General features: G+C 69.2%; 16 protein-coding genes. 6 read left to right on the forward strand and 10 right to left on the reverse strand.

Annotation, left to right across the window (positions count from 1 at the left end; all coding sequences use genetic code 11):
* Positions 1-207 precede the first annotated feature (207 nt).
* Both RAC81_RS15730 and RAC81_RS15735 read left to right on the forward strand, forming a co-directional pair.
* Positions 208-1,368, forward strand: coding sequence for a YihY/virulence factor BrkB family protein (locus RAC81_RS15730; protein WP_375083223.1), 1,161 nt, complete (start codon positions 208-210; stop codon positions 1,366-1,368).
* A 64-nt stretch (positions 1,369-1,432) separates the two neighbouring features.
* Positions 1,433-1,630, forward strand: a complete 198-nt coding sequence (locus RAC81_RS15735) for a hypothetical protein (RefSeq protein WP_375083224.1) — start codon at positions 1,433-1,435, stop codon at positions 1,628-1,630.
* 89 nt (positions 1,631-1,719) lie between these two features.
* Here the strand turns inward: RAC81_RS15735 and hisD (RAC81_RS15740) are convergent, their stop codons facing one another.
* Positions 1,720-3,036, reverse strand: a complete 1,317-nt coding sequence (hisD, locus tag RAC81_RS15740; RefSeq protein ID WP_375083225.1) for a histidinol dehydrogenase — start codon at positions 3,034-3,036, stop codon at positions 1,720-1,722.
* 77 nt (positions 3,037-3,113) lie between these two features.
* On the opposite strand from hisD (RAC81_RS15740), the gene RAC81_RS15745 reads away from it, so the two are divergent.
* Positions 3,114-4,040 carry a LysR family transcriptional regulator gene (locus tag RAC81_RS15745; protein ID WP_375083226.1) on the forward strand — a complete coding sequence of 309 codons (927 nt, stop codon included), beginning with the start codon at positions 3,114-3,116 and terminating at the stop codon, positions 4,038-4,040.
* Positions 4,041-4,104: 64 nt separating this feature from the next.
* Here RAC81_RS15745 and RAC81_RS15750 read toward each other — a convergent pair whose 3' ends face one another.
* The 3 genes from RAC81_RS15750 to RAC81_RS15760 all read right to left on the reverse strand — a co-directional run bounded on the left by RAC81_RS15750 (position 4,105) and on the right by RAC81_RS15760 (position 7,509).
* Positions 4,105-5,274, reverse strand: coding sequence for a cupin domain-containing protein (locus tag RAC81_RS15750; protein ID WP_375083227.1), 1,170 nt, complete (start codon positions 5,272-5,274; stop codon positions 4,105-4,107).
* A 31-nt stretch (positions 5,275-5,305) separates the two neighbouring features.
* The gene (locus RAC81_RS15755; RefSeq protein ID WP_375083228.1) at positions 5,306-6,286 is read right to left on the reverse strand and encodes an ester cyclase; all 981 of its coding nucleotides are present in this window, start codon (positions 6,284-6,286) and stop codon (positions 5,306-5,308) included.
* A gap of 221 nt (positions 6,287-6,507) precedes the next feature.
* Positions 6,508-7,509, reverse strand: coding sequence for a LacI family DNA-binding transcriptional regulator (locus tag RAC81_RS15760; RefSeq protein ID WP_375083229.1), 1,002 nt, complete (start codon positions 7,507-7,509; stop codon positions 6,508-6,510).
* A 100-nt stretch (positions 7,510-7,609) separates the two neighbouring features.
* Here RAC81_RS15760 and hisD (RAC81_RS15765) point away from each other — a divergent pair, with 100 nt between their 5' ends.
* Genes hisD (RAC81_RS15765) through RAC81_RS15775 form a run of 3 tightly spaced genes read left to right on the forward strand, consistent with a single transcriptional unit; the run spans position 7,610 to position 10,436 of the window.
* Complete coding sequence (gene hisD, locus RAC81_RS15765) at positions 7,610-8,941, forward strand: histidinol dehydrogenase (RefSeq protein ID WP_375083230.1); 1,332 nt, start codon at positions 7,610-7,612, stop codon at positions 8,939-8,941.
* Entirely contained in the window at positions 8,938-9,696 is a 759-nt protein-coding gene (locus RAC81_RS15770; protein WP_375083231.1) for an SDR family NAD(P)-dependent oxidoreductase, read from the forward strand. Before hisD (RAC81_RS15765) ends, RAC81_RS15770 begins: the two co-directional genes overlap by 4 nt.
* A complete protein-coding gene (locus RAC81_RS15775) occupies positions 9,693-10,436 on the forward strand; it encodes an HpcH/HpaI aldolase/citrate lyase family protein (protein WP_375083232.1) in 744 nt (247 codons plus the stop codon). The genes RAC81_RS15770 and RAC81_RS15775 overlap by 4 nt, the downstream gene beginning before the upstream one ends.
* A gap of 90 nt (positions 10,437-10,526) precedes the next feature.
* Here RAC81_RS15775 and RAC81_RS15780 read toward each other — a convergent pair whose 3' ends face one another.
* The 6 genes from RAC81_RS15780 to RAC81_RS15805 form a co-directional block, all read right to left on the reverse strand.
* Positions 10,527-11,252, reverse strand: a complete 726-nt coding sequence (locus tag RAC81_RS15780; protein WP_375083233.1) for an alpha/beta fold hydrolase — start codon at positions 11,250-11,252, stop codon at positions 10,527-10,529.
* A gap of 1 nt (position 11,253) precedes the next feature.
* Positions 11,254-12,150 carry a carbohydrate ABC transporter permease gene (locus RAC81_RS15785; RefSeq protein ID WP_375083234.1) on the reverse strand — a complete coding sequence of 299 codons (897 nt, stop codon included), beginning with the start codon at positions 12,148-12,150 and terminating at the stop codon, positions 11,254-11,256.
* On the reverse strand, positions 12,147-13,019 hold the full coding sequence (locus RAC81_RS15790) for a carbohydrate ABC transporter permease (protein WP_375083235.1): 873 nt from the start codon (positions 13,017-13,019) through the stop codon (positions 12,147-12,149). Before RAC81_RS15790 ends, RAC81_RS15785 begins: the two co-directional genes overlap by 4 nt.
* 71 nt (positions 13,020-13,090) lie before the next feature.
* Complete coding sequence (locus RAC81_RS15795; protein WP_375083236.1) at positions 13,091-14,398, reverse strand: ABC transporter substrate-binding protein; 1,308 nt, start codon at positions 14,396-14,398, stop codon at positions 13,091-13,093.
* A 118-nt stretch (positions 14,399-14,516) separates the two neighbouring features.
* Positions 14,517-15,158, reverse strand: coding sequence for an HAD family hydrolase (locus tag RAC81_RS15800; RefSeq protein ID WP_375083237.1), 642 nt, complete (start codon positions 15,156-15,158; stop codon positions 14,517-14,519).
* Complete coding sequence (locus RAC81_RS15805) at positions 15,155-15,895, reverse strand: GntR family transcriptional regulator (RefSeq protein WP_375083238.1); 741 nt, start codon at positions 15,893-15,895, stop codon at positions 15,155-15,157. The genes RAC81_RS15800 and RAC81_RS15805 overlap by 4 nt, the downstream gene beginning before the upstream one ends.
* Positions 15,896-15,901 lie beyond the last annotated feature (6 nt).

Genomic DNA, 15,901 nt, shown 5'->3' on the forward strand with positions numbered 1-15,901 from the left:
GTCGCGGTCGGGGGTGGGGTCGTGGGAAGACGCCGGAGCATCATGGGCCCGCGCCACATCGTACTTGCGCGGCCGCGTCCACGGCATCCGACGAACCGGCGCACACCTCGCCCGATCACGCAACCCCCGTGTGACGCGCCCCCTCCCGGTCGTAGGACGTAAGACCCGGCGGACGCCCGTCCGACGGGCGGACGTCGAGGAGGCATCATGGCGGAGGACAGGACGGATCGGGGCGGGACGCGCACCGCGCCCGATCCCGAGCGGGAGGACAAGCCGGACAGCCCCGGCGATCTGCAGAAGCGCTCGTGGAAGTACGTGCTCGTCAAGAGCGTGCGCGAGTTCTCCGCCGATCAGTGCATGGACAGCGCGGCGGCTCTCACCTACTACGCCGTGCTGTCGATCTTCCCCGGCATGATCGCGGTGTTCTCGCTCCTCGGCGTCTTCGGTCAGGACGGAGCCGCCTCCGACGCCGTGCTGGGCATCCTCGGCGATATCGCCCCGAAGGAGACCGTCGACGCCCTGCGCGGACCGATCGAGCAGATCTCCCGGGCACCGGGCGCCGGTCTGGCTCTCGTCTCCGGCATCGTGCTCGCCCTGTGGTCGGCCTCGGGGTACGTCGGGGCGTTCAGCCGGGCCATGAACCGCATCTATGAGATCGAGGAGGGTCGGCCGTTCTGGAAGCTGCGGCCGATGCAGCTGCTGGTGACCGTCATCACCGTGGTGTCTCTCACGATCGTGGGCATCGTGCTCGTGCTCTCCGGTGACGTCGTGTCGGCGCTGGGTTCCGCCATCGGCGCGAGCGAGGCCGTGCAGATCGGGTGGAGCATCGCGAAGTGGCCGCTGCTGCTGTTCGTCGTCGTCTTCCTGGTCGCGGTGCTCTACTACGCGACCCCGAATGCGAAGCAGCCGCGGTTCCGCTGGATCAGCGTCGGCGCGGTCGTCGCGATCGTCGTGCTGGCGATCGCCACGCTCGGTTTCGTGCTCTACGTCACGACCTTCGCGAACTACCAGCGCACCTACGGGTCGATGGCCGGCGTGATCGTGTTCCTGCTCTGGCTGTGGATCGCCAATCTCGCCTTGCTCTTCGGTGCGGAGTTCGACGCCGAGCTCGAACGCGGCAGACAGCTGCAGGGCGGGATAGCGGCCGAGCGCGACATCCAGCTCCCCGCGCGGGACACGCGGCAGAGCGACAAGCGCGCCGAGAAGGAGCGGAAGGACGTCGAGGAGGGCCGTCGTATCCGATTGGAGAACGACGACGAGGGCGCGGACTCGGGCACCGGACGCGGCGCTGACGACCGGCACGGGGGAGATCGAGACGCGGAGAACGGGCGACCCTGGCACCGCGATCGGGACGGGTCAACCCCCTGACCGGTGAGACGGAGGGCGACCTACGGTCGTCGAACACGATCGACCACGAGCAGAGGAGGACGACATGAGCGATCCGTCGAACACGCAGGGCACCCCCGGTTCCGACGAGGAGGCCGACACGGCCTCGGGCGGCGCGCCCGACGACACGGGCGACAAGCGCTACACGGGCGAGACCGACGGCCCCGACGCCTCCGACGAGACTCTCGACGCCGAAACGACCGACGACGACGGCACTCCCGTCGAGAACCCCTCCGGCGGCTGAACGAGGCACGCAGACGAAGAGCCCGCGTCATCGACGCGGGCTCTTCGTCTGTCATCGCCGCGGGCTCTTCCCCGACCTCGGCGCAGTCGTCAGCCGAGGCGGGCGGTGCGCAGCGTGGCGGTCGCGCTGTGCGCGGCCATGCCCTCCGAGTCCGAGATCACCTGCACGGCATCCGCGAGCGCGGGCGTCGCCTCCCGGCTGATGCGCTGGTAGGTGAGCGGCTTGAGGAAGCGCGACACCGAGAGGCCGGCGCTGTGCTTGGCTCCGCCGGCCGTGGGGAGCACGTGGTTCGTGCCCGCCATGCCCTTGTCGGAGTACGCCACCGTGCTCCACGGGCCGAGGAAGATCGAGCCGTAGTTGCGCAGGTTCTCGTGGTACCAGTCGTCGTCGGCCGTCAGGATCTCCAGGTGCTCCGGAGCGAGGTCGTCCATGAGGGCGACGGCCGTCTCGCGGTCCTTCGCAACCGTCACGACGCCGTAGTCGCGCCACGCGGCGCCGGCGATCTCGGCGGTCGCGAGGGTCTCGAGCTGTCGATCGATCTCGGCGATCACCGCACGACCGTGCTCCTCCGACGTCGTGATGAGCGCGGCCGGGGAGTTGGGCCCGTGCTCGGCCTGCCCCAGCAGGTCGGCGGCGACGAGCTCGGGGTCGGCCGTCTCGTCGGAGATGACCGCGACCTCGCTCGGACCCGCGAGCAGGTCGATCGCGACCGTGCCGAAGAGCTGACGCTTGGCCTCGGCGACGAAGGCGTTGCCGGCGCCGACGAGCATGTCGACGGGCAGCTCGCCCAGCAGACCGTAGGCCATGGCCGCGAGGGCCTGCACCCCGCCGATCACGAAGACGCGGTCGACGCCGGAGAGATGCGCGGCGTACACGACGGCGTCGTTGGCTCCGCCGTCGGGCTGCGGCGGCGTGCAGGCGATCACGGTCGGCACGCCGGCGGCCTTCGCGACGCCCACGGTCATGAACGCGCTCGCGGTGAGGGGGAAGCGTCCGGCGGGCAGGTAGGCGCCGACGCGGGAGACCGGGATGTACTTCGCCCCGGTCACGAGGCCGGGCACCAGCTCGGTCTCGAAGTCGGACAGGTGCGAGCGCTGCTCGCGGGCGAAGGCCTGCGTGCGCTCGGCCCCGAGTTCGATCGCCTCACGCAGAGCGGGGTCGAGACGCTCGCCGCTGCTCGCGATCTGCTCGGGCGTGAGCTCGATGGCGGCGCCCTGGTAGTTGTCGAGCTTCTTCGCGTAGTCGAGCACGGCGTCCATGCCGCGCTCGCGGATGTCGGCGAGCATCGACGTGACGGTGTCGATCACGGCAGGGTCGCGCTGTGCGGCCGGAGCGTCGACGCCCGGGGTCTTGAGGTGGTGGAAGGCGCCCTCGTGGCGCGCGAGGACTGCAGGAGAGTAACGCATGCAGGAAGGCTAGATGCGCGGCATCCATCCGACAAGCCTGATGATCCGTACGCACGCATCGGGTTTACCATTGGGCTGTGACCATCACCCAGCTCACCGCCTTCCTCGCGGCTCTCGAACACGGCTCGTTCACCGCGGCGGCGGCGAGCCTGGGTATGACGCAGGCCTCCGTGTCGGAGCTCGTGGCCCGACTCGAGCGCGAGCTCGACGCGACGCTCTTCGTGCGCGGCAGCCGCCGTCTCGTGCCGACGGCCGCCGCGCAGGAGCTGCGCCCGCACGCCGCCCAAGCAGTCAGCGCCGTGCAGAACGGCATCGACACCATCCAGTCGCTGGCCTCGCTCGACCGCGGCATCTGCACCTTCGGCGTGCTGCGCAACGCGGCGTACTACGCGCTGGCCGACCTGGCGGAGACGTTCCACCACCGGCATCCGAACGTGCGTCTGCGGCTGGTCGGCATCAACTCGGCGCACGTCGCGCGGTCCATCGCGCGCGGAGAGCTCGAGGCCGGCCTGCTCGTGCTGCCCATCGACGAGGACGGCCTCGAGGTCAAGCCGTTGTTCCGCGACGAAGTGCTCTACGCCTCCTCCACCCGCCCGGCTGACGGGGGGCCGGTGACGATCTCCGAGGTCGTCGACGCGAAGCTCGTGCTGTACGACGCCTTCGCCGGGTGGGACGATCCCACGCGCAGGCAGTTGCTGGAGCGCGCCCGCCTGCAGGGCCTCACGATCGAGCCGTCGGTCGAGGTCGAGCACGTCGAGACAGCGCTGAGCCTCGTCGCCGCCGGCACGGCCGACACCATCGTGTCGCGGTCGATCGCCGAGTCCGAGGCATTCCCCTCCGGCATCCGCACGTTCCCGTTCGCGGAGCCCATGCACGACACGATCGCGCTCGTGCAGCGCGAGGGGATGCTGCTGTCACCCGCGACCCGTAAGCTCGCGGAGCTCGCCGAGCGGATGCTGAGCGAGGCCCTTCCCGAGCACGCGGGGCGCACGCCCCTGCAGTGAAGCGCAGACGAGACGGGGCACGAGGAGCCTCAGCTCCCCGCGCCCCGTCTTCGTGCGTTGCGGCTCAGTCGTCTTCCGTGGCCGTGACCATCACGCCGAGCGGCGCGAGGTAGCCGTTGGGGTCGATCGTCCAGTCGGCGGCCGCTGCGGCCTCGACGACCTCGGGGGCCCACTCGAGGTAGACGCGGTCGTCGCCGCCGTTGATGACGAGCACCGTGCCGGAGCCGGTCTCGTCGCCCTCGACGCAGCGGTACTCCCGCCACGCACCCTCGGGGACGGAGAAGGTGTCGCCGGCGCCCAGGTTCACGGTCGTCGTCGGGTCGCCGTTGAGGGTGACCTCCCAGCGGCCGGTCTTGAACAGCAGCGCCTGCGTCTTGTCGTGACGGTGGCGCAGCACGCCCTGGCCGGGCTCGGCCTTGACCCACGCGAGGTTGAACGAGTGGGGCTCGTGCACGTTCGGCACCTGACGACGGTTCTCGCTCATGCCGTAGCCGATCGCGGTGGCGAGCTCGACGCGGCCGCCGTCGACCGCCGCGCACAGCAGCGCCGCGGCGGAGTACTTGCGGTCGCCGGGCTGGATGACCCGCGAGCGCATGTCCTCGACCGAGTACTCCGTGAGCTCGTCGATGTAGTGCTGCTTCATCGGCTTGATGAGCGCCACGTCGTCGGGCAGCACGTCGCCCGCGACCGTGTCGATCAGCTTGTTGTCGGCCGTGAGGTGCAGGCCGTAGGACTCCGCCTCGCGCAGCACCGACGGACCCCAGATGATGCCGCCGTTGTCGTCGCGGCCCAGCACCGTGTAGAGGATGCCGTCGTCCGGTCCCTCGTTGGTGAAGCCGCGGAAGATCCAGGTGGGGATCGTCACGATGTCGCCGTCGTGGCTGATGTACTCGCCCTGCTTGCCGTCGACGCCCCAGCGCAGCCGGAACTCGCCGCCGAGGTTGATGAAGACCTCGGCCGTGAAGTGCAGGTGCAGGTTGTTCGAGATGCCGTTCGGCATGCCCGCGGCGCCCGTGTTGAACCCGTGGTTGACCTCGAGGTTCACGTACTGGCTCGCGTTCTGCGAGACGCCGGCGCCGATGAAGGAGTAGTTCTCCTTGCGGTCGGACCCCGGGGTGCGGCAGTCGATGAACGCCGAGTTGCACGGCACCCAGTCCGAACGGCGGATGGTCCGCCGCTGGATCTCCTCGGTGTCGACGACGACGTCCGTCGTGCCCTCGATGACGGTACTCATTTCTTCTTCTCCCTTGTCGATCAGTGAATGATCAGTAGATGTTGGCGAAGGGCACCGGCTCGTCGCCCCGTGACCCTGCGATCTGCGCGCGGAGCGCGATGTCGTCCCACAGGCGCACCTCCTTGACGATGGCGCCGTTGTGGAAGGTGAACTGCGAGATGCCGATGAGATCGATCGGCTTCCCGGTCAGCGGGCCGTAGTTCGGCACGCCGTTGTAGTCGCCGACGAACTTCCAGACGACGGCGACGCGAAGGCCCGCGTAGCGCACGTCGTAGTTGGTCTGGATGTCGCGGATCTCGAACTGCCCGCCGGGGAACGACTCGAGAAGACGCAGGAGCGCACGGCGGTACCCCTCGGGGCGGATGACGGTGCGGTCGCCGACCGTGTGCAGCGTGAGGTCGCGGTCGAAGTACTTCTCGACCTTCTGCAGATCGCGGTCGTTCCAGACGGTCTGGATCATGTCGAGGACCGTCTCGACCTCGGCGCGGTACTCGTCGGGGCGGACGCCCGAGTCGCCCTTCGCGATCGGGTCGGCCGGGGCGGGCTCGGTCCACGAGCCGGAGAAGCCGCGGAACGCCTGCGCCCGCGCCAGCTCGTCGAGGTCGTCGCCGCGACGGAGCGCGCCGGCGAGCGTGTCGCGCACGACCCACTCCTCGACCATGCGGCCGCGGCGGTAGAGGCAGTTCGCGATCGTGCGGCTCACGTACGGCGAGTGCAGGTCTCCCGAGAGCACGAGGTGGGAGCTGAGGAAGGCGTCGTCGCCGCGGGCCTCCCAGATGACATCCTCCGCCTGACCTGTGCGGTCCGGCGTCGCCGAGATCCGCATGAGCGACCCCTCGATGACCTCCTGTCGCGTGGTGGAGGTGCCGAGCGCGCCGTGCACGATCGAGTCGGGCTCGTAGTTGTCACGGATGAAACTGATCGACCGATCGACCCAGATGAGGTCGGTGACCTCGCGGATGAAGTCGTCGGGGTCTTTGTACGGCAGGTAGGCGACCGGGTCGAGAGACACGCTTTTCCACTCCTTCGAGATGCACGACTGCGGTTCATCGGTGATCGCACGTCGTGTTGTGGTCAGTGTATGCGTATGCACAACACAGCGCAAGAGAGTGTCGAGCGCACACGGTGGACATTCGTCGGGGACGGTGATCGAACGCCCGCCCGCATGCGGGTGCCGACCCTCGACGGGATGCGGGAGGAACCGTTGACGCCGGAGCGGAGATGCCCGCGGAGTCAGCGCGCCGGCGCGGGTGCCAGTGTGCGGCGCGCGATGAAGGTCGATGCGAACCCGGACATCCGGATCTCGGCATCCGGATCCTCGATGCGCCGGACGATGAGGTCGGCCGCCGCGCGCGCCATACCGACGATGTCGTAGCCCACGGTGGCGAGGTCGATGATGGGCCAGGCCGCCTCGGGAAGGTCGTCGAAGCCGATGACCGAGAGGTCGTCCGGCACGCGCAGGCCGGCGCGATGGGCGGCGTTGAGCGCGCCGTACGCGACGACGTCGTTGCCGCAGAAGAGAACCGTGGGGCGGTCGGGGCCGGCGAGCAGCTCGGCCGCGGCGGCCTCGCCCTCCGCCGCACCGTAGGGCGTGCGGCGCACGTCGCGCTCGTCGAGCTGCAGCCCCTCGGCGCCGAGCGCGTCGCGGAGCGACGCCTCCCGACCCTGCGCCGTGCTGGTGTTGCTCGGTCCCAGCACCGCTCCCACACGCCGATGCCCGAGGGCGACGGCCGCGCGGACGGCCTCGCGATAGCCCGGCACGGAGTTCACGACCGCGGAGTCCGCCTCGACGAAGGACCCGATGCGGTTGAAGTAGACGAAGGGCAGCCCGCGATCGCGCAGCCGCACGGGGGCGACGGAGTCGACGGTGGTGGTCGCCAGGATGACCCCGTCGAGGCCGTTGGCGAGGAGCCTTTCGACGATCGTGTCGTTGTCGGCGGTCTCGGTGTGCAGCATCAGTTGATAACCGAGGGCCTCGAGCTCGCGGTGCACCGGGGCGATGATGTGCGAGTAGAACTGGTTGTCGAGATCGGTGAGCAGCAGCCCGATGCGGCGGGTGCGCCCGGAGGAGAGCGCGCGACCGGCCTCGCTGGGCACGTACCCGAGCAGCTGCGCCGCCTCCCGCACGCGGAGCTTGGTGGCATCCGACACCCGCGCGTCGTCGCGCAGCGCCCGCGACACCGTGGGCTGCGACACCCCGGCCAAGCGAGCGACGTCCCGGCTCGTGACGACCATGTCAGGCCTCCCCCTCGATCTGTCGAATTCTACTGCCCTTGACGCTGGAATGCATACGCGGTCATAATCGGAGCATACGTATGCAACGAAAGGATGGGCCATGCCCCTGCATCTGAAGTCCGCGCCGACGAAGACGTTCGCGGACACCGCTCAGCAGGACGTCGCCGAACGGGTCCGGGGGATCATCGGCGACATCCGCGAGAACGGCGACGCCGCCGTCCGCCGCTACGCCGAGCAGTTCGACAAGTGGAGCCCCGAGTCGTACCGACTCTCCGACGCCCAGATCGACGAGATCATCGCGACCCTGCCCGACCAGGTCATCCGGGACATCGAGTTCGTGCAGAGCCAGGTGCGTCGGTTCGCCCAGGCGCAGCGCGACTCGCTCGTCGACATCGAGGTCGAGACCCTCCCCGGTGTCTTCCTCGGCCAGAAGCACGTGCCGGTGCAGGCCGCCGGCGCGTACATCCCCGGCGGCAAGTACCCGCTCACCGCCTCGGCCCACATGACGATCATCACCGCGAAGGTGGCCGGCGTACCCCGCGTGGTCGCCTGCACCCCGCCGATCCGCGGCGAGATCCCCGCCGCCACGGTGGCCGCCATGAAGATGGCCGGCGCCGACGAGATCTACATCCTCGGCGGCGTGCAGGCCGTGGCCGCCATGGCCGTCGGCACCGACACCATCGCGCCCGTCAACATGATCGCCGGCCCCGGCAACGCCTACGTCGCCGAGGCCAAGCGCCAGCTGTTCGGCGAGGTCGGCATCGACCTGTTCGCCGGGCCCACCGAGATCCTCATCGTCGCCGACGAGCACGCCGACCCGTTCTTCACCGCCGTCGACCTGCTCTCGCAGGCCGAGCACGGGCCCGACTCCCCCGCCGTGCTGGTCACCACCTCTCAGAAGCTCGCAGAGGAGGTCATCGACTGGATCGAGAAGATCCTGCCCGGCATGTCGACGCGCGACTACGCCGGCCCCGCCTGGCGCGACTGGGGTCAGGTGATCGTCGCCGACGACCTCGACGAGGCGTACCGCATCGCCGACGACTTCGCGTTCGAGCACGTGCAGATCTTCACCGAGAACCCGCGCGAGGCGCTGACGAAGATGCACGACTACGGCGCGCTCTTCCTCGGCGAGAACACCTGCGTCTCCTACGGCGACAAGGTCATCGGCACGAACCACGTGCTCCCGACGCTCGGCGCAGCCCGCTACACCGGCGGTCTCTGGGTGGGCAAATACCTCCGCACGGTGACCTACCAGGAGGTTCAGAACACCGAGTCCTCCGCCGAGCTCGGCGCCGTCTGCGGCCGCGCCGCCCGCGTCGAGCTGTTCGAGGGCCACGCCCGCTCGGGCGATGCGCGCGCGTGGCGTCACGCCGGCACGCGGTTCGACTGGATCGACGAGAGCCACGCCGCGGTCGACGCGGCCGCACGATGACCGACCTCTCCGGCCGCACGGCCGTGGTCACCGGCGGCGGCAGCGGACTCGGAGCGGCGATCGCCCGAGCCATGCACGCCGCCGGCGCCGCAGTGGTCGTGGTGGGTCGCGACACGGCGAAGCTCGATGCGGTGGTCGCCGAGCTCGGCGATCGCGGCCGAGCCCTCTCGTGCGACGTCGCGGACCCGGCATCCGTCGACGCGCTGCGCGACGCTCTCTCCGGCACCGAGGTGTCGATCCTCGTCAACAACGCCGGCATTCCCGGTCCAGTGGCGGCGCTCACCGACATCGACGTCGACGACTGGGACGAGGTCTTCGACGTCAACGTGCGCGGCACGTTCCTGCTGTGCAAGGCGCTGCTCCCGGGCATGGTCGAGCGCGGTGTCGGCGACGTCATCAACGTGGCATCGGTCTCGGGCAAGCGCCCGCTCGCCCATCGCACGCCCTACTGCGCCTCGAAGATGGCGGTCATCGGACTCACCTCGACCCTCGCGTTCGAGGTCGGACCGGCCGGCGTGCGCGTCAACACCCTCTCCCCCGGACCGGTGCAGGGCCCGCGCATGGCCCGCAACTTCCGCCTCGAGGCTGAGCGGTCCGGAACATCCGTCGACGACGCCGAGCAGGCGTTCGTCTCGCGGGCGGCGCTGGGACGCATGGTGACCGAGGAGGAGGTCGGCGCGGCCGTCGTCGCGATGCTCGGGATGCCGGGCATGTGCGGCGCAGACGTCGACCTCTCGGCGGGAATGGTCGCATGAGCCCTTCGCTGCGGCAGCGCACGAGCGCCGGTGAGAAGCTCATCGGCGCTCTGCTGCGCATGCCGGCGGAGGAGACCGTCGAGATGCTGGCCGTCGCCGGGTTCGACTTCGTGCTCATCGACTGCGAGCACGGACCGGCCGATATCGTCGCGCTGCGCCATCACATCGCCCTGGCGGCGGTGCACGACGTGCCGGTCATCGTGCGGGTCGGCGAGAAGGACCGCGGCCTCGTGCTGCGGGTGCTCGACCAGGGCGCGCAGGGCATCCTCGCCCCGCATCTCGACACGGCCGAGGATGCCGCCGACCTCGTCGACTCCGCGGTCTACCCGCCGGTCGGGTCGCGCGGCTTCGCGACCTACAGCCGCGCGGGTCGCTTCGGCGAGGTCGCGGCGGCCGACCACCGCGACTGGTGGCTCGATAACACCCTCGTGCTCGGCATGATCGAGTCGCCGCGGGGCGTCGCTAACGTCGAGGCCATCGCCGCGACGCCGCGCCTCGACGGCATCATGATCGGCCCGGCCGACCTCGCCGCGGCATCCGGTCCCGACGACCTCCCGGTGTCGGAGTCCGTCGCGGTCGTGAACGGAGCGCTCGCGCGCACCGGCGCCCTGCGCATGGACATCGTCGGCACGAAGGATGCCGCGGCAGCAGCCTTCGCGGGCGGTGCCGACCTCGTCGTCTACAACCTCGCGTCGTCGCTCATGGCGCACTTCCGCGATCTGACCGCGCCGGCGCGCTGAGCTTCCGCGGGAGATCTCGCGCAACGAAGGACGCCATCGCGGCATCCGTCCTTCGTTGCGTGAGATCTCCTGCAGTGCGTGCGACGCCGGTCACGCGACCGCGGAGGCCCTGACCCGCTGCGCGCACCACGAGCGCACGAGATCGCCGAACTCGCGCGGACGCTCGAGAGGCAGCAGGTGACCGGCATCCAGTGAGACCAGCCGCGCATCGGGCAGAGCCGAGACGATCTCGGTGTGGAAGTGCGGCGGGCAGATGACGTCGTCCAGTCCGGAGACGACCAGCGTCGGCATCCGCAGCGACGACAGCCGCGACAGCAGATCGACGCGGGTGAGCTGCAGCTGCAGTTGTGTGCGGAGCAGGTCGTCACCCGTCTCGTCGCCCATCCGCAGGGTCCGCTCGACGAGATCGGGGCGCTCGGCGGCGACGCTCTCGCCGAGCAGCGGTTCGAGGATGCTCTGCTGCAGCGCCCGAGCGCTCGCACCGTCGTCGAGACGGCGGATCCACTCGTTCCACCCGGCGCGCTGGGCGTCCGTCGGCGCCTTCGCGTTCGTCGACACGAGGCAGAGCCCCGTCACGCGGTGCGGAGCAGCGAGGGCGATCGCCATGCCGACGATCCCGCCGAGCGAGTGCCCGACGATCACCGACTGCGCGGGCATCTCCGCCAGCAGCGCCTCGACCTGCGCGCGGAGCGAGGGGCGATCCAGCGTCGGCCGGATCACCCCTCCGCCCTCCGTGTCGAAGCCGGCGTCCGCCCACAGATCTGCCGTGCAGTTCATGCCGGCGAGCAGAACCAGCTTCGGGGCGGATGCCGACACGTCAGCCCTTCACGGCGCCGTCGCTGAGGCCGGCGACGAGGTACTTCTGAGCGATGAAGGCGATCACGAACACGGGGATCGTCAGCAGCATCGACGCGGCTCCCGCCTGTTGCAGCATGGGCAGGGTCTGCCCGAGCTGCGTGGCGATGAACACCGGCACGGTCTTCGACGAGGTGTCGGTGAGCACGAGCGCCGTGAGGTACTCCTGGAACGCGAACAGGAAGACGAAGATGCCCGCGGTGAGGATGCCGGGTCCCATCAGCGGGATCATGACGCGTCGCAGCATCCCGATCCGCGTGCAGCCGTCGATCATCGCCGCCTCGTCGAGCTCCCGCGGGATCTCGGCGAAGAAGTTGCGCAGCAGCCAGATCGTGAACGGCTGGTTGATCGCGACGAGAGCGATCGCGAGCGCGAAGGTCGTGTCGTAGATCCCGAGTGCTCGGCTGATGTCGTACATGGGGAGCACGACCGAGAACCGGGGCAGCGCGCGGAAGATCAGGGCGAGCACGAGCAGGATCGACGAGACGTAGCTGGGGAACCGCGAGAGGGCGTAGGCGGCGGGGATGCCGATCACGAGGGCGATCACCGTCGAGACCACCGCGACGACGAGCGTGTTGACGAGATAGTCGGCGAAGTACGTCGTCTCCCAGAGATCCACGAAGGCCTGGAGCGTGGGCTGGTAGTCCCAGAGCACCGGCGGGTTCGAGAAGGCGACGTCGGTGGGCTTGGTCACCGACAGTGTCATCCAGATGAACGGACTCAGCACCACCACGCAGAGGATGCCGAGGAGCACTCCCGTGATGACGGGCGGGCGGTTCGGACCGCCCCGGCGACGGCGCTTCGGCGCGCCGCTCGTGACGATGGCCCTCGTCGAGAGCTCGTTGGCGGTGAGACTCATCGTTCGGCCTTCGCTTCCTTGAAGATGCCCCGGATGAACGGGATCAGCATGATGAGGATCAGGAGGATGGTGAGCACGTTGATCGCGCTGCCGAGACCGAGGTTCTCGGCGCCGTCGGCGAAGGCCACCGAGTAGACGTAGAGCATGATCGACTCGTTCCCGATGTTCTGGGCCTGCGGCGACAGCGGGATGAGGTTGTCGAACATGCGCAGCACGTCCATGATCGTGATGAGCGTGACGAACCCGAGCACCCCGCGGATCGTCGGGATGATCACGTTGATGTGCGTCTGGAAGCCGTTCGCGCCGTCGATGACGGCGGCCTCCTTCAGCTCGTTCGGCACTCCCTGGAGACCCGCGAGGATGATGAGCATCGCGAAGGGGAGCATGTGCCAGACGGTGTTCGCGATGACGAGGATCGCGTTCGGCACCTGATCGGTGAACCACAGCACCTGCGTGCCGCCGAAGAACCCGATGAGGCGGTTCACGACCCCGCCGAAGTTGTCGTCGAAGAGCCACGAGAACGCGACGGCGCCCACCAGGTTCGGCAGCACGTAGGAGACGAGCATGATGCCGAGCACCAGGGGGCGCGACGTGGTGATGCGGTTGATGCCGGTGGCGATGATGTAGCCGAACACCAGCAGGATGGCGGTGGTGATGACCGTGACCACCACCGTGAACACGACCGCCTTGTGGAAGCGCGGATCGGTCAGCGCGTCCGTGAAGTTCTCCAGGCCGATGAACGTGCCGGGGGTGCCGTAGCGGACCTGTTCGAAGCTCCACTGAACCGTGCGCACCAGGGGGAGCACGAGAAGCGCCCCCATCACCAGCAGGCTCGGGAAGAAGAGCAGCCAGAACTCGCGTGCCTTCATATGCGTCCTCCCTTGGACGGACTGTGGCCTGAACTCGCGCTCAGGCCACAGTCATGACGTCGGTGCGTCGGTCAGCCGGCGATCTTCTCGCCGGCGGCCTGCATCTGGGCGAGTCCTTCGTCGACCGCGATCTGGCCGTTCAGGATCGAGACCAGGATCGGCCGGATCTCGTTGGTGATGTCGGCCGCGATCGGCGACACGATGGGCGGCATGGCGCTGGCGATCGAGTCGTTCGCCGCCGCGCCGTACGGAGAGTTCTTCTCCGTCACCATGCCCTCGCGCGCCGGGTACGCCGCCGGGACGGATGCCTTCGACGCGTCCTCGCTGACGGCGGAGGCCATCATCTGGAAGAGCATGTCGTGGTCGAGCTTCGTGTTGAACGGGATCGACCAGCCGTCGATCGAGAGGCGGTTGTAGGAGTACTCCGCGTCGGAGGTGACCTTCGGCGCACCGGCGAACCCGAACGAATCCGCGAACTTCGAGTTGGAGTCGAGCGTGAGGTCGAACATGCGACCCGAGAACATGATCGACATGGCCGCGGTGCCGTTGAACATCTGCTGCTGGACCTTGGGCTGGTCGAACGTCGTGACCTGCGGATCCATGTACGGCTTGAGCGCCAGCATCGCCTCGACCGCCTGCTTGGCCTCGGGGGTGTCGAGCGTGACCTCGCCGTCGGCGGTGACGAAATCGGCCCCGAGCGAGTTCATCGCGCCCTGGAAGCCGGTGGTGACGTCGGCCGTGGCGAGCCAGGGCAGCGCGATCGGGTAGTCCATGAGGCCCGCACCCTTGATCTGCTCGGCGGCGTCGATCATCTCGTCGAACGTCGTCGGGACCTCGAGGCCGAGGTCCTCGAAGATGTCGGTGCGGTACGCCATGACGAACATCTGCGCCTGCATCGGGATCGCGTAGATGTCGCCGTCGTACGACATGCCCTCGACCATCGAGGGGCTGATGTCGTCGAGACCGTAGTCGGCGGCGTACTCGTCCCACAGGTCGTTCAGGGGGACGAGCTTCTCCTCCTCGCCGAAGCCGGGGATGACGAAGCCGTAGGTCTCGATGATGTCGTAGGTGCCGGTGTCGCCGGCGAGCGTCGCCGTGGTCTTGGTGACCTGGCCGCCGAAGTCGATCGGGTCGTGCTTCAGAGTGACGTCATCGGTCGAACAGCTCGACACCATGGTGTCGGTGAACGGGTCGATCGCGGAGGAGTTGTAGGCGAGGACGTTGACCGTCGTCTTGCCTTCAGGTGCCGTGTAGTCGCAGGACACCGTCGTGGAATTCTCATTGTCGGTACGGGTGCCCGCGCCGCAGCTGGTGAGGGCGACGATGCCCACGGCTGCGAGTGCGAGGACCGGCAGTGCTCGGTGCTGTGTGTGTGCCATGTCGCTGATGGTATACGTATGCAGTCGACTTAGGGAAGCCTATATTTGAGCGAAATGCATAAATTGAATACGTATACTGCCGCGATGCCGCGGAGTCCGCCTGCTGTTCCCCGCGCGGTCACCCGACGAGTGGTTCGAACGCGATGCCGTGACGCCCGAATTCGCGCACAGACCGCGGCCGCGCGTCGACGAGAACGGTTCGCCTGCTCTGTCGAGCCAGCGGCAGGTCGCTCGCCGAATCCGTGTAGAGAGTATCCACGATCGCTCCCGGATGGATCGCCTCGAGCGTCTCGACCTTCCGACCGCCCACGTTGTGATCGGCGAAGCGCGGACCGCGATCAGAGAAGCGGAAGCGGGATGCGAGCAGCGGCATCCCTCCGACGCCGAGAGCCTCCAGGTACGCCGCGGCGAGAGTGCGCTCGGTGGCGGTGGTCACGATGCCCGTGCCGTCGGCGGCTGCCCGACGCAGTGCCGACAGCACGTCCGGCCCCACGTTGTCGGGTCTCGCGGCGAGCTGCCGCGCAGTACGGACGGCGAGCCGCGCGTACTCCCGCTCCGACAACCCGGAGAGGACCACGTGCACGACGGCGCGGTTGCATCGGGGACGCAGCGATCCGGCCGCCGGGGCGAGCGCAGCCGTGAGCGCGAGCACCGCGACGGGCAGGACGAGCCACGGCCGCGCGCGGAGTCGCGCCAGAACCAGCGTGGCCATGGTGTCGGCGCGGCTGAGGACGCCGTCGAGGTCGAAGACCGTGATCACTCCGCGTCGACCGCCCGGTCGATGGTGAGCGACACGCGATCCGCCCGGTACACGTCGACGGCGAACTCGACGCAGTCGCCGCCCGCGAGGAACGTGCGTCGCGTCAGCTGCAGCCCGCCCGCGGCGCGGCGGGTGCCCAGGCGGCGTGCATCGTCGGCATCCAGCACGACCACCTCCAGTTCGGCCGACGTGCGGGCGAGCGCGAGGCCGAACCGCGAGCGCAGCTCGTCCCACAGCGACCCCGCGAGGTCGCCGTCGAGCAGGCCCGGAACGAGATCAGCGCGGTAGTAGGTCGTCTCGACGGCGAGGGGTTCGTCGTTCGAGCGCCGCAGGCGCCGGAGCGCGTAGACGGGTGAGCCCGCGGGGATGCCGAGCCCCGCCGCGACGGTCTCGTCGGCCGATCGCTCCTCGGCCCAGAGCAGCTCGGCACCGGGATTCCCACCCGCGCGGGCGACCTCCTGCGAGAAGGACCCGAGCCTCAGGCGCACGCGGGGCTCCGAGACGAAGGTGCCGCGCGTCGCGTCGCGGTGCACGCGCCCCTCGTTCTCGAGCACGCCCAGCGCGCGGCGGAGGGTCATCCGGCTCACGCCGAGCTCGACGCTCAGGTCGCGTTCCGCCGGCAGGGGCGTGCCGGGCGTGAGCTCACCGCAGTCGATGCGGGTGCGCAGCTCGCCGGCGATGCGCACGTAGGCGGGCTCGCCAGATTTCGTCCGTGTGAATTCTTCCGTCTCGCGCATGCCCAC

The organism is Microbacterium sp. CR_7 (genome assembly GCF_041954755.1).
Taxonomy (GTDB): Bacteria; Actinomycetota; Actinomycetes; order Actinomycetales; family Microbacteriaceae; genus Microbacterium.

What these genes read in the sequence shown, in the direction of transcription:
- RAC81_RS15730 (WP_375083223.1), top strand. Translation starts at nt 208, where the DNA reads ATGGCGGAGGACAGGACGGATCGGGGCGGGACGCGCACCGCGCCCGAT.
- RAC81_RS15735 (WP_375083224.1), top strand. Translation starts at nt 1,433, where the DNA reads ATGAGCGATCCGTCGAACACGCAGGGCACCCCCGGTTCCGACGAGGAG.
- hisD (WP_375083225.1), bottom strand. Translation starts at nt 3,036, where the DNA reads ATGCGTTACTCTCCTGCAGTCCTCGCGCGCCACGAGGGCGCCTTCCAC.
- RAC81_RS15750 (WP_375083227.1), bottom strand. Translation starts at nt 5,274, where the DNA reads ATGAGTACCGTCATCGAGGGCACGACGGACGTCGTCGTCGACACCGAG.
- RAC81_RS15760 (WP_375083229.1), bottom strand. Translation starts at nt 7,509, where the DNA reads ATGGTCGTCACGAGCCGGGACGTCGCTCGCTTGGCCGGGGTGTCGCAG.
- hisD (WP_375083230.1), top strand. Translation starts at nt 7,610, where the DNA reads ATGCCCCTGCATCTGAAGTCCGCGCCGACGAAGACGTTCGCGGACACC.
- RAC81_RS15770 (WP_375083231.1), top strand. Translation starts at nt 8,938, where the DNA reads ATGACCGACCTCTCCGGCCGCACGGCCGTGGTCACCGGCGGCGGCAGC.
- RAC81_RS15775 (WP_375083232.1), top strand. Translation starts at nt 9,693, where the DNA reads ATGAGCCCTTCGCTGCGGCAGCGCACGAGCGCCGGTGAGAAGCTCATC.
- RAC81_RS15785 (WP_375083234.1), bottom strand. Translation starts at nt 12,150, where the DNA reads ATGAGTCTCACCGCCAACGAGCTCTCGACGAGGGCCATCGTCACGAGC.
- RAC81_RS15790 (WP_375083235.1), bottom strand. Translation starts at nt 13,019, where the DNA reads ATGAAGGCACGCGAGTTCTGGCTGCTCTTCTTCCCGAGCCTGCTGGTG.
- RAC81_RS15795 (WP_375083236.1), bottom strand. Translation starts at nt 14,398, where the DNA reads ATGGCACACACACAGCACCGAGCACTGCCGGTCCTCGCACTCGCAGCC.
- RAC81_RS15805 (WP_375083238.1), bottom strand. Translation starts at nt 15,895, where the DNA reads ATGCGCGAGACGGAAGAATTCACACGGACGAAATCTGGCGAGCCCGCC.